This window comes from Kitasatospora sp. NPDC028961, from assembly GCF_055564815.1.
Genome location: NZ_JBVHVO010000001.1, coordinates 522,320 through 536,829 on the forward strand (window position 1 = coordinate 522,320; position 14,510 = coordinate 536,829).

At 73.4% G+C, this 14,510-nt stretch carries 12 protein-coding genes; 9 read left to right on the top strand and 3 right to left on the bottom strand.

All coding sequences use genetic code 11. From position 1 onward, the window contains the following. Positions 1-61 precede the first annotated feature (61 nt). The 5 genes from ACZ4UX_RS02295 (at position 62) to ACZ4UX_RS02315 (ending at position 8,156) form a co-directional block, all read left to right on the top strand. Positions 62-2,419: a hypothetical protein gene (locus tag ACZ4UX_RS02295; protein ID WP_465705035.1), complete on the top strand. Its 2,358-nt coding sequence runs from the start codon at positions 62-64 to the stop codon at positions 2,417-2,419. A gap of 157 nt (positions 2,420-2,576) precedes the next feature. Further along, positions 2,577-3,230, top strand: coding sequence for a DedA family protein (locus ACZ4UX_RS02300; RefSeq protein ID WP_465705037.1), 654 nt, complete (start codon positions 2,577-2,579; stop codon positions 3,228-3,230). A gap of 178 nt (positions 3,231-3,408) precedes the next feature. Continuing rightward, positions 3,409-5,292 carry a threonine/serine exporter family protein gene (locus ACZ4UX_RS02305; protein ID WP_465705039.1) on the top strand — a complete coding sequence of 628 codons (1,884 nt, stop codon included), beginning with the start codon at positions 3,409-3,411 and terminating at the stop codon, positions 5,290-5,292. A gap of 166 nt (positions 5,293-5,458) precedes the next feature. Next, on the top strand, positions 5,459-6,538 hold the full coding sequence (locus ACZ4UX_RS02310) for a hypothetical protein (protein ID WP_352286061.1): 1,080 nt from the start codon (positions 5,459-5,461) through the stop codon (positions 6,536-6,538). Between the two features lie 235 nt (positions 6,539-6,773). Further along, positions 6,774-8,156 (top strand): C40 family peptidase, encoded by a 1,383-nt coding sequence (locus ACZ4UX_RS02315; protein WP_465705041.1) that lies wholly within the window; start codon positions 6,774-6,776, stop codon positions 8,154-8,156. A 48-nt stretch (positions 8,157-8,204) separates the two neighbouring features. On the opposite strand, the gene ACZ4UX_RS02320 is transcribed toward ACZ4UX_RS02315, so the two are convergent. Further along, the gene (locus ACZ4UX_RS02320) at positions 8,205-8,501 is read right to left on the bottom strand and encodes a DUF4190 domain-containing protein (protein WP_465705043.1); all 297 of its coding nucleotides are present in this window, start codon (positions 8,499-8,501) and stop codon (positions 8,205-8,207) included. A gap of 275 nt (positions 8,502-8,776) precedes the next feature. On the opposite strand from ACZ4UX_RS02320, the gene ACZ4UX_RS02325 reads away from it, so the two are divergent. The 3 genes from ACZ4UX_RS02325 to ACZ4UX_RS02335 all read left to right on the top strand — a co-directional run bounded on the left by ACZ4UX_RS02325 (position 8,777) and on the right by ACZ4UX_RS02335 (position 12,323). Continuing rightward, positions 8,777-10,114, top strand: coding sequence for a sensor histidine kinase (locus ACZ4UX_RS02325; protein WP_465705045.1), 1,338 nt, complete (start codon positions 8,777-8,779; stop codon positions 10,112-10,114). Further along, positions 10,111-10,896 (top strand): response regulator, encoded by a 786-nt coding sequence (locus tag ACZ4UX_RS02330; protein ID WP_465705047.1) that lies wholly within the window; start codon positions 10,111-10,113, stop codon positions 10,894-10,896. Before ACZ4UX_RS02325 ends, ACZ4UX_RS02330 begins: the two co-directional genes overlap by 4 nt. Before the next feature lie 122 nt (positions 10,897-11,018). After that, the gene (locus ACZ4UX_RS02335) at positions 11,019-12,323 is read left to right on the top strand and encodes a GNAT family N-acetyltransferase (RefSeq protein ID WP_465705049.1); all 1,305 of its coding nucleotides are present in this window, start codon (positions 11,019-11,021) and stop codon (positions 12,321-12,323) included. A gap of 121 nt (positions 12,324-12,444) precedes the next feature. Here the strand turns inward: ACZ4UX_RS02335 and ACZ4UX_RS02340 are convergent, their stop codons facing one another. Next, on the bottom strand, positions 12,445-13,272 hold the full coding sequence (locus tag ACZ4UX_RS02340) for a TetR/AcrR family transcriptional regulator (RefSeq protein ID WP_359805235.1): 828 nt from the start codon (positions 13,270-13,272) through the stop codon (positions 12,445-12,447). A 183-nt stretch (positions 13,273-13,455) separates the two neighbouring features. Here ACZ4UX_RS02340 and ACZ4UX_RS02345 point away from each other — a divergent pair, with 183 nt between their 5' ends. Next, entirely contained in the window at positions 13,456-13,998 is a 543-nt protein-coding gene (locus ACZ4UX_RS02345) for a GNAT family N-acetyltransferase (protein WP_465705051.1), read from the top strand. 18 nt (positions 13,999-14,016) lie between these two features. Here the strand turns inward: ACZ4UX_RS02345 and ACZ4UX_RS02350 are convergent, their stop codons facing one another. Continuing rightward, positions 14,017-14,502, bottom strand: a complete 486-nt coding sequence (locus tag ACZ4UX_RS02350; protein WP_465705053.1) for a macro domain-containing protein — start codon at positions 14,500-14,502, stop codon at positions 14,017-14,019. Positions 14,503-14,510 lie beyond the last annotated feature (8 nt).

A 14,510-nucleotide genomic window follows, 5' to 3' on the forward strand; every position in this document is an offset into this window, starting at 1 on the left:
AGGTGGTCAGCACACTGTCCACCAGTACAGCGCACCACCCGCAGGGGGAGACGCAAGCAGTATGAGCACCGACATCTGGGCCTGGGTGCACGACACCCACCAGCAGCTGGCCGAGGCCGGCCACCGGCGGCTGGCCGACGCCATCTACGAACTCCCCGGCCACGCCAACGAGGGGCGCAACGACCAGCTCGACGCCGTCTACCCGGAGGCGGTCGCCGCCGCCCGGGCGCTCGGCCTGCCCTGGGTCGAGGTCTACCTGCGGCACTGGCGGATGCAGAACCTGCTGAACAAGCGCCACCAGGGCGAGCAGGCGCTGCCCGAGGCGGTCGACCTGCTGGAGTTCGCGCACCGCGAGGAGACGGCGGGCTGCCCGCAGTCCGTCTGCGTGGTGCAGGACTTCGCGATCTGCCACGCCCGGGTCGACGGTCCCGGCTACGTGCCCGAGCGGCTCGCCGTGCTGAGCGAGACGCTGGAGCGGATCGAGCCCGCCCGGGCCTGCTTCGACTGCCTCTCCCGGGAGTACTCGGACGCCCTGGAGGACGACGGCCGGCCGGCCGAGGCGCTCAGCCACCTCGACACCGCCGCCGCCCGGATGCAGTCGGCCGGCCAGCGGCTCTCGCTGCACTTCCACCACTCCCGGGCCGGCACCCTGCACCTGCTCGGCCGGCACGAGGACGTACTGGCCCTGCTCGACACCGCCGAGCAGGCCGAGCGCGGCCGGGGCCGTGAGATCGACGAGAGCGACCGGCGCTGGGGCGCCGTGCTGCGCGCCCGCGCGCTCGCCTCGCTCGGCCGCACCGACGAGGCGCTGGCCCTGCTGCCGAGCCTGGCGGACGCCGAGTGCCACGCCGACATCCGGGCCGCCTGGACGGCGACGGTCGAGCTGCTGGTCGCCGCCGGCGCCCGCGAGAACGACGCCGAGCTCGGCGCCGCGCTGGCCGGCTGGGTCGGGTACCTGGACGGCACCGGTTCGCACCGCCCCTGCGTCGACCTGCTGCTGGCCGCCGGTCGGCTGGCCCTCGCACGCGGCGCCCGGACGATCGCGCTCACCCTGGCGGCCTTCGGCGAACGCAAGCTGTCCCTGCTACGCCGCACCGACGGCGTCGCCGAGCAGGTCGCCCGGCTGCGCGCGGACGCCGAGGCGCTACCCGTGCCGGAGCTGCCCGTCCCGGCGGCCGAGCTGTCCGCGTACCTCGGGGAGGCGCAGGTGCCCTACGAGGCCGGCGCCGACCTGCTCGCCGCCGCCCTGGACGAGTACCGGGGCGAGCCGGCCGGCGCCACCGGGCTGGCGCTCGACCTGGCCGCGGTGCTGGGCGGCCTCGGCCACTCCCGGGCCGCCGCGGACCTGCTCTGGGACCGGCTGGACGCCGACCCGGCGAGCGAGGGCCTGACCGCGATGCTCGGCAGCGCCCTGATCGACGCCGGGGACGACGAGGGCATCCGTCGGCTCGCCGACCGGATCACCGGGACCAACCCGTCCGGCGGCCACTGGATCCGGGCGCGCTGGGCCGCCGCCGAGAGCCGCTGGGCCGACGTGGTGGAGCAGTGCGAGGCGATCCTGGCCCTGCACCCGGACCGGATCAACACCCGCCGGCTGGCCGCCGCCGCGGCCACCGAGCTCGGCGACCACGCGGCCGCGCAGCGGTACTACCAGGAACTGCTGGAGCACGCGCTGCCCGCCGAGGGCACTCCGGACGAGCAGCGGCACCGCACCGTCCAGGAGCCCGACCTCTGGCACCTGATCACCGCGGCCACCGTCAACCGGGACTGGGCGACGGTCCGCTCGACCGGCGCGCTGATAGGCATGGAGTTCGACGAGGCCGAGGGCCCGGTCGACGAGGAGTGGCACGTCGTCACCGTCCGGGCCACCCGGACCAACGGCGCGACCGCGGACCTCCCGGCCGTCCGCACCGGCCCGGCCACCGCCCGCATCCTGCCGGTGCTCGGTGACGACCTCACGCTCAACCACGGCGACGTGGTGGTCTTCGCCCCGGCCCTGCTGGAGGAGCCGCCCGGCGAGGACGCCCCGGAGGAGGAGCGGCGCCGCCACCGACCGGTGTTCGGACTGCTGACGCTGCTCGACCCGGCCGGCTACACCACCTACTGGATCGACGGCGGCTGGCCCGGCGACGAGGCCTGGGCCCGGCTGCGCGAGGAGCTCGGTCAGGCCGGGTACGCGGTCTGGGCCTACAGCGGGGAGCAGTACAGCGTCACCGACCCGACCGACGAGGACGAGGTCCTGCCCGGGATCTACGCCGCCGTCGGGGTGCCGCCCACCGAGCGGGCCGCCGACGCCGACGCGCTGCTGCGCCGCCTCACCGCGGCCTGGCCGCACCCGCCGGCCTGGCTCGACCTGGCCCGGGCGGCGGGCACGGACACCGCCCGGCACGAGGAGATCATCGAGCGCTACGGGCTGTAGCGGGCCGCTAGTAGTGGGCCCGAGCCCGAGTTTCGACCCCGAGTAGCGGCCCGGAGTAGTGCCCCCGGCGCGGGGCAGGGACTCCCGGATCAAGAGGTTCTTGGTAAATGCTTTACTGTTTCATTGCCAAGACTCGACCTCCAGGAGTGCCTGCCCCGTGACCAGCCTCGCCCTCGGCCCGTCCTGGCTCGATCCGACCACCCTGATCTCCACCTTCGGGCCGCTCGGCATCCTCGCCATCGTCTTCGCCGAGTCCGGTCTGCTGATCGGCTTCTTCCTGCCCGGCGACTCCCTGCTCTTCACCACCGGCCTGCTGATCGCCGACGGCACCTACCTGCACCTGCCGCTCTGGCTGATGTGCGTGCTGATCGTGGCCGCCGCCGTGGCCGGGGACCAGGTCGGCTACCTCTTCGGCCGCAAGGTCGGACCGGGCCTCTTCCGGCGGCCCGACTCCCGGGTGTTCAAGCAGGAGAACGTGGAGAAGGCGGCCGCCTTCTTCGACCGGCACGGCCCCAAAGCGATCGTGCTGGCCCGCTTCGTGCCGATCGTGCGGACCTTCACCCCGATCGTCGCCGGGGTGAGCAGGATGAACTACCGCACCTTCGTCGTCTACAACATCATCGGTGGCGTGCTCTGGGGTGCCGGCGTCACGGTGCTCGGCTACTTCCTCGGCCAGATCCCCTTCGTCCGGGAGCACATCGAGGCGATCCTGGTCGGCATCGTGCTGGTCTCTGTGGTGCCGGTGGCGGTCGAACTGCTGCGGGCCCGCCGGTCCGGCCGGTCCGTCCCCGCCCGCCACCGCGCCGGGTAGGCACCCGCGCGGGCGGCCGCCCGCCGCGACGTACATGTGCGTCCGGCAGTTCGATCAGGCAAGGTGTAACCCGTGATCGAACGGCGCCGGGCTCACCCGGCGCCATCAGGGGCGGCAAGGAGCGGAAGTGCCTAAGCGGGGCCGACCGGGCGGAGGCAAGCGGGCCAGGGGCGGCAGGGTGGCCCGTCAGGCGCGACAGACACACCCGGGTCCGGAGCCGCGTCCGCTCCACCCCTCCGAGGCCCCACCCACCGAGGGCCTGCTCGGCCACCCCGCCCCGACCGTCGAACCCGCCACCGTGATCCCGCTGGTCACGCCGGTCCGGGAGACCAAGGGCCTGCTGAACCCGGAGCCGACCGCCGAGCCCTCGGAGCCGGAGCTCCCGGAGGCGGAGCTCTTGGAGGCGGAGCCCCAGCGGGGGCCGGTCGGTGCGGCGGGCGCGGTCGTCGCCGCGGGCGTCGTCGCCGGTGCCGCTGGTGCCGCCGCGGCCGCCGGGGCCGCCGGGGGCCTGGACACCGACACCGTGCCCGGCAGCCGTCGGCGCTCGGTCGCCGAGGACACCCTCACCCCCGAGGAGTGGCGGGCCGCCGGCTACACCCCGCCCGACGGCATCGCCATCCCCACCCTGACGGCGGGCGCGCCCGGCGAGGCGCCCTGGCCGGACCGGATGCGCACCCTGCTGCGCACCCCGATGTCCGAGCGCCCGGCCTTCGAGCGGACCCCCCGTGAGCTGCACCCCTCTGCGGGCCGGAGCGTCCCGCGCATCCTCGACCTGACCCTGCGCATCGGCGAACTGCTGCTCGCCAGCGGCGAGGCCGCCGAGGACGTCGAGGCGGCCATGCTCGGCATCGCCCACGCCTACCGGCTGGACCACTGCGAGCCGCAGGTCACCTTCACCCTGATCGGGATCTCGCACCAGCCCTCGCTGGTCGAACCGCCGGTCACCGCGGACCGGGTGGTGCGCCGCCGCACCTCGGACTACACCCGGCTGAACGCGGTGTACGAGCTGGTCGCCGACATCACCGCCGAGACGGTCTCGGTCAACGACGCGTACCGCCGCCTCGCGCTGATCCGCCGCAACCGGCACCCGTACCCGACCTGGCTGCTCGCGCTGAACACCGGACTGCTGGCCGGCGCGGCGACCTTCCTGGTCGGCGGCCGGATCGACGACAAGGCCTGGCTGGTGTTCGCCAGCGCGTTCATCGCGGCCGTCCTCGGCGACCGGCTGGCCTCACTGATCGCCCGGCGCGGGCTGCCGGAGTTCTACCAGTTCGTGCTGGCCGCGATGCCGGCCGCGGCCTCCGGCATCATCCTCTCGTTCAACACCTTGGGCCTGCGCGGTTCGGTGGTGATCACCGGTGGGCTGTTCGCCCTGCTGCCCGGCCGCGCCCTGGTGGCCGCCGTCCAGGACGGCCTGACCGGTTTCTACATCACCGCCGCCGCCCGGCTGCTCGAAGTGATCTACCTGGTGTCGGGCATCGTCATCGGCGTGATGCTGATCCTCTACCTGGGGGTCGGCTTCGACCCCCAGCTCAAACCGGACGAGAGCCTGGCCGGGGCGAACTACCCACCGGTCCAGATGATCGCCGCCCTGGTGCTCACGCTGGCCTTCGCGATGCTGCTGCAGACCGACCGCCGCTCGCTCGCGCTGGTCACCCTGAACAGCGGCATCGGCTGGGCCAGCTACGGCGTGCTGGTCTACAACGCCGGGGTCTCCCCGATCGCCGCCACCGGAGTGGCGGCGGGCCTGGTCGGCCTCTTCGGCCAGCTGATGGCCCGTTACCGCAACGGCTCGGCGCTCCCCTACGTGACCGCCGCGATCGGCCCGCTGATGCCCGGTTCGGCGCTCTACCTCGGGATGCTCTCGTTCACCCAGGGGCACGCCAGCGCAGGTCTGGTGCAGATCACCCGGGCCGCCGCGATCGCCCTGGCGCTGGCGATCGGGGTGAACCTCGGGGGTGAGATCGCCCGGCTCTTCATGAAGCTCCCGGCCGGCGCCGAGCGGCCGGAACCGTACCTCGCCGCCCCCCGCCGGGCGGCCAAGCGCACCCGCGGCTTCTGACCGCCCGCACCGACGCGCACCCCGGCCCCCGGTCGCCGGCCTCCGGGCTGCGGCCCCCGGTCTCCGGCGCCGCGTCGGTGCGGGTGGTGGGCTCGTTGGGCCGGTGTTGGCCCCCGGGTCATGTCGTGGCAGGACGTACGCAGGACCAGGAACGAAGGTAAGACGCATGACCACACTGCTGGACGGCTACCGCGAGCACATCGTCGCCGCGCACAAGCAACCGCTGTTCCTGCTGTTGGTCGGATTCATCACCTCCTTCGTTCTGATCCGGTTCAGCGTCCGGATGATCCGGGCCAAGGTCCGCTGGTGGCCCGGCAATGTGACCCCCGGCGGCCTGCACATCCACCACATGGTCTTCGGTCTCGGCTTCCTGCTGACCGGCGGCATCGGGGTGTTCGCGACCTACGGCGGCCACCCGTGGATCGATGTGTTCGGGCTGCTCTTCGGCATCGGCTGCGGCCTGGTGCTGGACGAGTTCGCGCTGATCCTGCACCTGGACGACGTCTACTGGAGCGAGCAGGGCCGCAAGTCGGTGGACGCGGTGATCTTCGGCATCCTCTGCACCTCACTGCTGCTCGTCGGGTACGTGCCGCTCGGCGTGGTACCCAGTCAGGAGACCAGGTGGGGACTGGTCACGGTGATCTCGGTGAACGCCCTGGTCTCGGTCATCACCCTGCTCAAGGGCAAGATGTGGACCGGACTGCTCGGCATCCTGGTGCCCGGCCTGTCCTGGATCGGTGCCATCCGGCTGGCCCGCCCGAGCAGCCCGTGGGCGCGCTGGCGCTACGCGACCCGTCCGCGGCGCCGGGCCCGCGCGCTCCGGCGTGAGCGACGACTGCACCGGCGTGCGGACATCGCCCGTACCTGGCTTTTCGACCTGATCGCGGGCGCCCCCGACAAGGTGCCGGCCGGCCACCCCGCCGCTCACCGGGTCGCCGAGCGGATGGCCGCCCGGGCCTCCGCCCACCTGGACGCGCACGCCGCCCGCGCGCTGGCCCGGCGTTCCGCCCGGCTGGCCGATCGCCGCTCGGCGGCGACACCGGGGCCGGGGGGCAGGCAGCGCCCCGGCCCCGGCGGGCCCGCTCCCATCGGGCCCGAGCCCGGCCCCCGGCCGCTCGCGCAGCAACGCCGCCGCACCGTCCGGGCGGGCCGTAACCGCACCTACGCGGTGCGTCCGACCGGTCTGGAGCCCCGGCCCGACCGACACCCCCGACTGAGGCCGCACACCCCTCGGATCCATCGGTAGTTCGTATACCCTGAGCCCCTGGCTGATGGTGATTCCCGGTCAGATCATCTGATGGGTCACCCGGCCGGCGGTGCGGGCTTGGGGTGTGAAGGCCGTCCGGCTTGAGAATATGGCGCCGAGTGACTGACTTGTCACGTGATGGGGTATTTCGCCAGATTCGCTGGGTGGTCGGGGTGACCAGGTCCGCCTGGGGCTCTCCGAAGGCCCACGTCCGACACCTGAGAAGGGATGTCCCGTGGTGCGCAGGCTCCTGCCGACCCTCCTGTTGTCCTTCACCGCTCTGCTCGGGCTGCTTCCCGCCGCCGCGGCAGTCCCGGCGGACGCGGTCGATGATGCGGCGTCCGGGGCCGGGGCCGGGGCCGGTTCCGTGTCCGGGGCCGGTTCCGAGTCCGGTTCTGCAGCGGGGGCGCCGGCCGACGGGGCCTACCCCTCCGCCGAGGAGGTCGACCGCTCCCGGGTCGAGGCCGACCGCCGGGCCGCCTCGGTCTCCACCATCGAAGCCGGGCTCACCGCGGCGACCGCCGAACTGGACCGGGCCGCCCGCACCGCCGAGCAGGCCGTCGAGGCCTACAACGGCGCGCAGGTCGCACTCGCCCGCGCTCGCACCGAGGAGTCCGCCGCCGTCGGACGGGCCGCCACCGCCGAGGCGGCGCGGACCGAGGCCGCCGAGGACGCCGCCCGGCTGGCCGCCGAAACGTACCGTCAGGGCACCAGCGCCGAGCTCTCCGCCGTCAACGCCCTCATCGGCGCCCATGGGCCGCGCGAGGCCGGCGACCAGGCGGCGGTGGTCGGCGTCGCCAGCGACCGCACCCGGCAGATCCTGGACGCGGCCACCTCCACGGCAGCCGCCGCGGCCCGCGCCTCGGCCACCGCCCGCACCGCCGCCGAGGCCGCCGAGAAGGCCGCCGCCGAGGTCGGTGCGGCGCGGGGCCGGGCCGAGGCGCGGCTGGCCGCGCAGCAGGCACAGGTCACGGCGGTCGGCCTGCGCCGCGAACAACTGCTCGCCGATCTTGCCGCCGCCCGCCACACCACCGTCGAACTGGAGCGGCAGCGGCGCGAGGCGCTGGAGGCGATCGCCGCCCGTGAGGCCGAGGCCGCGGCCCGGGCGGCCACCGAGAAGGCCGCTGCCGAGAAGGCGGCGGCTGAACAGGCGGCAGCGGAGAAGGCCGCGGCGGAGAAGACGGCAGCCGAGGCGGCGGGCACCGCGATGGCGCCGGCTCCGAGCTCGCCCCCGGCTGCCCGCCCGTGGTCGGCCGAGGGCGCGGCCGCCGCCGTGGCCTTCGCCCGTTCCAAGATCGGTCTCCCCTACGTCTGGGGCGGCGAGGGCCCCGGCGGCTACGACTGCTCGGGGCTGACCATGATGGCCTGGCGCCAGGGCGGCAAGCAGCTGAACCACTTCGCCGCCGACCAGTACGCGCAGAGCACCCCGATCGGCTACCGCCAGCTCCGCCCCGGCGACCTGGTCTTCTGGACCGACACCGGCCGGGCCGCCGACATCCACCACGTCGGCCTCTACATCGGCGACGACCAGATGATCGAGGCCCCCCGCCAGGGCATGCCCGTCAAACAGGCCAGCCTCTGGATCATGGGCACCCCGGACTTCTACGCCCGCCCGTAGCGGATACGGCCCCGGGGAGAGGTGCCACTTCATTTCGCGCGGCACTGGTCACCCTCCGGTCAGCTGGTGGTGGACGCATTCCGTGTACTGCCGGAAGCTGTCGGGCTGATAGCACTCCTGGGTGTTGTCGGCGTACCAGACGAAGAAGACGGCCATCAGGGCGGACAGCACGATCGCCACGCACGACGCCACCACACCGGTGATGGCGCCGGCCCGGCCGACTCCGGTGCGCTTGGCCGTCCTCAGCGCGAGGAGGCCCAGGACCAGGCCGATGACGCCGAGCGGGCCGCCGATGAGGACGATCGAGGTGACCAGGGCGGTGATGCCCACCACCCAGGCGGCCACCGCGGCGCCGTTGCTCGCCGTCGGAGGCTGCGGGCCCTGACGGGGGGTCGGGCCGTGAAGGCCCGCCCCGGTGCGGGGCGGTGCCGGCCGGCTCGGTACTTCCGGCGCCGTCGTCCGTCCTTGGGCATTCATCAGCCGTACTCCCGTCCCGTCGATTGGTCAGGGCATGATTGTGAGTTCCGGGGGGCGGGGTGCACATCGCTGAAAGGCGGGATATATCGATCCCCCGATCGGGGGAGGTCGACGGCGGACGTTCCGGCAATACTGGCTCGATCATGGTTAAGGGACTCCCGCCGCTGTTGCGCGGCTTCACATTCTCGGGCGCGCTGTTCGCGTTCGGCGGCGCGCTGGCAAGCCTTCCGCTGGTTCCTCTCGCGATGCTGCCGGCGGCAGCCTGGCGGACCGCTCCCTACGGGGCCCAGGTCGCCATGACGCTGTCGGCCTGGGCGGCAATGATCGCCGCGGTCGGGCTCGCGCGCCCTACGCGGCAGGTGCTGATCTCGTGCGCCCGCCGTCTGCTGCGGGTACCGCTGCCGGATCTCGTGACCGCCCGCCGCCCCGTCCCCTCCCTTTCGCACGACACTCTTCCCGGAGCGCCGTCCGTCAGCGTGCAGGCCGTGACCGGGTCGGCCGTCAGCACGCAGTCCGTCACTGGCCCGTCCGGGGCCGGCCGTTGGCGGACCCCGGCCTGGCTGCTGCTGCACGCGGCACTGGGGTGGACGGGAGTGCTGGTGAGCGGCGCCCTCTTCATGGCCGGTCTGACCCTGCCGGGGGGCTGGACCGGGGCCGACGCGGGGCTGAGCCTGTTCGGCCGGTCGATGCGGCCGGGGACGGGTTGGGCGAGCTGGGGGGTGGCGCTGGTCTGCCTGCTGCTGGCAGCGGCCGGCTGCCTCGTCGTGACGGGCGTCCTGCGGTGGCTCGCACCAAGGCTGTTGGGCCCGTCGGCGGCCGAGCGTCTCGCGCTGGCGGCCGAGCGTGAGCTGCGGCTGGCCGAACGCAACCGGTTGGCACACGAGTTGCACGACTCGATCGGTCACACGCTGACGTCCGCCACGATCCAGGCGGCGGTGGCGGGCGAGGTGCTCGCCGCCGATCCGGTGGCCGCACGGGCCGCCCTGCGCAGCATCGAGGAGTCGACCCGGGCCGCGTTGGAGGACTTGGACTACGTGCTGGGCGTGCTGCGCGAGGAGAAGGCGGGGACGGCCCCGACCAGGACCTTGGCCGACCTTCCGGAGCTGCTGGACCGCTTGCGGCATGCGGGCGCGGTGGTGGTGTCGGAGCTGTCGGGCGAGCCGGCACAGGTCCAGGGGACGCTCTCCCGGGCGGCGTACCGGATCCTCCAGGAGGGTCTGACGAACGCGTTGCGTCACGGGGCGGGCGGTCCGATCGAGGTCCGGGTGGCGGCCGCGCCGGACGGACTGTCGCTCAGCGTGGTCAATCCGGTCAGGACGGCGGCAGCCGGTAAGGGCCAGGGCGCCTTCCCCACGTCCGGTCACGGCCTGCCCGGGCTGGCCGAGCGCGTGCGGTTGCTGCACGGTGAGATCGAGGCCGGACCGAGCGGGCCGCAGCACTGGCGGTTGGACGTCCGGCTACCGGTACGGTTGTCCGCATGATCGGCACGACCGGCTCCGGGCCGGCTGAGGCCGCCGCGACCGGCCCGGAGGCGAGCCCGGCGGGCGCGACCGGTGACGGCACCGGCGCCGCCACCACGAGCCGGGCCGCCGCCGGCCCCACCGTCACCCCCGTCACCCTGCTGATCGCGGACGACGACGAGGTGACGCGCAGCGGTCTGCGCATGTTGCTCGCGGTGCAGCCGGGCATCGTCGTGGTCGGGGAGGCCGCCGACGGCGTGGAGGCGGTCGAGCAGGCGCGGCTGCTGCGGCCGGACGTGGTCCTGATGGACGTGCGGATGCCGCGTCGTAACGGTATCGAGGCGACCAGGCAGCTGCTGGCCGAACCGGCGGATGCGCCGAAGGTCGTGGTCATCACCACCTTCGAGAACGACGGCTACGTCACCGCCGCGCTGAGCGTGGGGGCCAGCGGGTTCGTGCTCAAGCGGCTCCCGGTCCGGCAGATCGCCGAGGCGGTGCGGGTGGTGGCGGCGGGCGAGGCGATCCTCTTCCCGGCGGCCCTGCGCCGGATGGTCGCCGCCCGGCCGCTGGGTTCCGCCGAGGCGTTGCCGAGGGCGGCGCTGACCGGGCGGGAGGAGGAGGTGCTGCGGTTGATGGCCACCGGTCTGTCCAATCCGGAGATCGCGGACTCGCTCACGGTGAGCCAGGAGACGGTCAAGACGCACGTCGGAAACGTGCTGACCAAGCTCGGCGCACAGAACCGGACCCATGCGGTGGTGATCGCGTACGAGTCCGGCCTGGTGGTGCCGGGGGGTGCTGCCTGACGCACCGGCGCGAAAGGGTGGGCCGACAGCGCGGGGCCCGGCCGTGCACCGGCCCGCGCGGCCGATTTCGGGGCGGCCGAAAATGAGGTGCCGTCGCCGGAGGGCGGTCGTACCGTGACGTCATGGGCAACGATGTGGACGGCGGTACCCGCGATCCGGGCAGCCCCCAGCAGACAGACGGCATCGGCGGCGTCGAGATCCGTGCGATCGCCAAGGACGAGATCGAGGGCTGGGACCGGGCGCTCGCCCTCGGGTTCCTCCGTTCACACGTGGACAGCGCGGCGGACTTCCGTCGCCAGCAGTGGAAGCCCGGCCGGGTGCTCGGGGCCCTGGACGCCGGCCGCTACGTCGCCACCTTCCGCAGCTTCGACGTCGAGCTGACCGTCCCCGGCGGAGCGGTCGTCGAGGCGGACGCCATCACCTCCGTCACCGTGACCGCCACCCACCGCCGGCGCGGCCTGCTCCGCCGGATGATGACGGACGATCTGGCGGCCGCCCGGGAACGCGGTTCGGCCGTCGCCATCCTGGTCGCCGCCGAGTACAACATCTACGGGCGCTACGGCTTCGGCCCGGCCACCCGCGGCCACGGCTGGAACATCGACCTGCTGCGGGCCCGGGGTCTGCGCGAGGGCCTGCCGACCGTGCCCGGTGGGCGGATCGATCTCGTCCGCATGGAGGAGCTGCGCAAGGTCGGCTCCGAGCTGCACGACCGCTGGCGGCGCACCCAGCCCGGTGCGATCGCCCGCAACGAGCTCTGGTGGAGGCGCCAGACCGGGGACGTCCAGGTACCGGGCTTCGAGTGGAAGGAGCCCTTCGCCGCCGTCCACCGCGACGCCGAGGGCACCGCCACCGGCCTGGTCGTCTACCGGGTCGACGACACCTGGGACGGCAGCTACCCGAACTGCACCCTCACCGTCGTCGACTTCCTCGCACTGGACCGGGGCACCGCCGCCGAGCTGTGGCGGTTCGTCCTCTCCGTCGACTGGGTGCGCAAGGTCGTGGTGGAGAACATCGGACCGGACGACCCGCTGCCGCTGCTGCTGGCCGACCCGCGCGCCGCCACGCCCTACGCGGAGAACGCCGACTTCATGTGGCTCCGGGTGCTCGACGTCGAGGCGGCCTTCAACGCCCGGACGTACGGCGCGCCCGGCCGGGCCGTCCTGGAGGTCGAGGACCGGGACGGCTACGCGGCCGGCCGGTGGGCCGTCGAGGTCGCCGCCGACGGCAGCGGCCGCTGCACCCGCACCGACGACGAGGCCGACCTGGCGCTGGGCGTCTCCGCGCTCGGCTCGCTGTACCTGGGTGGCGAGACCGCCCCCCGACTGGCCGCGGCGGGCCTGGTCACCGAACTGCGCCCGGGCGCGGCCGCCGCCACCGACCTGCTGCTGCGCACGCCCCTGCTCGCCTGGAACCCGGACAACTTCTGAGTCGCGCGGGTGAGCCCACGCATCCGCCCGGCTGCGTTTTAACTGCCGGGTGTTCACGGCCGGGTGTTCCCGATATCGGGAGCGCCCGGCCGTCGCATGTGTTCCAGGGCGGAGGTGGGCCCTATTTGACGGCGTTCTTTCCGATGGTGGGCAGGATGAAGTCCTGAATGAGGCCCTTGGCGTCGCGGACGATCGGCCGGAACACCCGATAGCGCGAGAGGTTGATCACCCGGGCCGCCATGGGGGTCGAGCGCCGGACGAACTCCCGGGTCCGCTCGGTGTCCTCGGTCCGGTCGAAGACCCAGTAGAGGACGACGACCATGAGGTGCAGCCAGAGCACGTCGGGTAGCAGCTCGACCAGCTCGGCGTCCAGCTTCGGTGCCAGGTCGGAGCCCTGCAGCACATCGCGGAACAGCTCCACAGCCGTGGCCCGGGCCGGATGCGATTCGTTGGAGAACGGGCTCAGCGCGCTGTTCGGGTCCGCCGCCGTCCGGAAGAACTGCGCCGCGAACTCGTGGTACGGCGCGGCCGTGTCGAGCCAGGAGGTCAGCGCGATCTCCAGTCGCTCGGAGAAATCCCGCGTCTTGGCCATGCGATTCCTGGCGTCCGCCGCATGGTCGTACGTCATCCGGTCGTAGAACCCCTGGATCAGGAATTCCTTCGCCGAGAAGTAGTAATACGCGTTGCCGACCGAGACACCGGCCTCGGAGGCGATGGCGCGCATGGTGGTCTTCTCGTAGCCCCGTTCCTGGAAGAGCCGCATCGCGGTCTCCAGGATCAGGGCCCTGGTCGCCTCGCTCTTGTCGGTCTTCGGCTGCGCGCGACTGCCGTGCACCTCGGCGGGTGGTGCCGCCGGGGTCGACGGCGTGCCGGGCGCGACCTCGGGGCCGTCCGTGCCGTTCGTGCCGCTCTTCTTGTTCGTACCGTTCGTCGCTGCCAGGTCGTCCACGGCCCCGAGCCTAGCCGGATCGCCCCTCGACGGCCGGTGTCGGTGCGTGCGGTACCGGATGGCCCCTCCACATCCGGTACCGACGCCCCGCCCCATGCATTTCGAACGCGTTCAAAAGCATGGGGAGACTGTAGGCGCAAAGTCCGATCATGATCAAGTCCGGCCGTGTGGGACGCTCGTCCCATGGACATCACCATCCGCCGCGGCACCGCGGACGACAGCGGGGCCGTCGCCGAGCTGCACGCCCTCAGCTGGCGGACCGCCTACACCGGCATCGTCCCGGCGCGGGCGCTGGGCGACGGGCTGACCGCCGAGCGGCACGAGGTGTGGGCCCTGCGGCTGGCCGTGGACTACGGCGAACCGGCCAACACCCCGGAGCTGCTGATCGCCGAGCAGGCGGGGAGCACCGTCGGGTTCGCCTACGCGGTGCCGCAGCCCGACGGCCGGGTGCTGATCGACAACCTGCACGTCCGGCCCGACCGCACCGGTGGCGGCATCGGCCGCGCGCTGCTCGACGCCGTGCGCCGGCACGTCGCCGAGTGCCACCCCGGAGCCGATCTCTACCTGGAGGTGCTGCGCGACAACACCCGGGCGGTCGCCTTCTACGAGCGCGAGGGCGGTCACCGGACGGCGGAGCAGGAGGGCGTCTTCCCGGGCGGATACGTGCTGCCCGAGTACGAGTACACCTGGCCCGCCACCACACTGACGGTCGGATCGCGGAGGTAGCGAACCGGTGGTGGTCGGCTAGTCATGGTCGTAGACCGTCACCGGCACCCCCCGATCCACCAGGCGGGCCGTCACCAGCGGCTCGACCAGCTCCCAGCGCCCGCCCGCCAGGCCGCAGCCGATCCGGGGCATGTGGACGGAGGCCCCGAGCGCGAGTGCGTGTCCGGCCAGTGCCGCCAGCGCGGAGTCGATCGCCCCGTACCGCACCGGTGGGCCCGTCGACCGGCCCGTCCGGATGCCGCGCTGGCCGACCATGTTGGCCACCCGGATGTACGGCTCGACCTGGACCACCTGCACCGCGCCCAGGCCGAAGTCGTTCTTCGCGCGCTCCCGGTGCCAGCGGCGGAACGCCGCCTCCGGCTCCGGCCAGCGCCGTGAGAGCGCCAGGACGAAGCCCTTCCCCCAGCCGCCGAGGTCGTTGCAGACATGGGCGATCACCTTCACGCCCTTGCCCTGGGGCGCGGTGGCATCGCCACGGACGTATCGGACGGTCGCCGGTTCCATGTCGAGCA

Coding starts and splice junctions, on each gene's coding strand:
- ACZ4UX_RS02295 (WP_465705035.1), top strand. CDS start 62: ATGAGCACCGACATCTGGGCCTGGGTGCACGACACCCACCAGCAGCTG.
- ACZ4UX_RS02310 (WP_352286061.1), top strand. CDS start 5,459: ATGACCACACTGCTGGACGGCTACCGCGAGCACATCGTCGCCGCGCAC.
- ACZ4UX_RS02325 (WP_465705045.1), top strand. CDS start 8,777: ATGGTTAAGGGACTCCCGCCGCTGTTGCGCGGCTTCACATTCTCGGGC.
- ACZ4UX_RS02330 (WP_465705047.1), top strand. CDS start 10,111: ATGATCGGCACGACCGGCTCCGGGCCGGCTGAGGCCGCCGCGACCGGC.
- ACZ4UX_RS02335 (WP_465705049.1), top strand. CDS start 11,019: ATGGGCAACGATGTGGACGGCGGTACCCGCGATCCGGGCAGCCCCCAG.
- ACZ4UX_RS02345 (WP_465705051.1), top strand. CDS start 13,456: ATGGACATCACCATCCGCCGCGGCACCGCGGACGACAGCGGGGCCGTC.
- ACZ4UX_RS02350 (WP_465705053.1), bottom strand. CDS start 14,502: ATGGAACCGGCGACCGTCCGATACGTCCGTGGCGATGCCACCGCGCCC.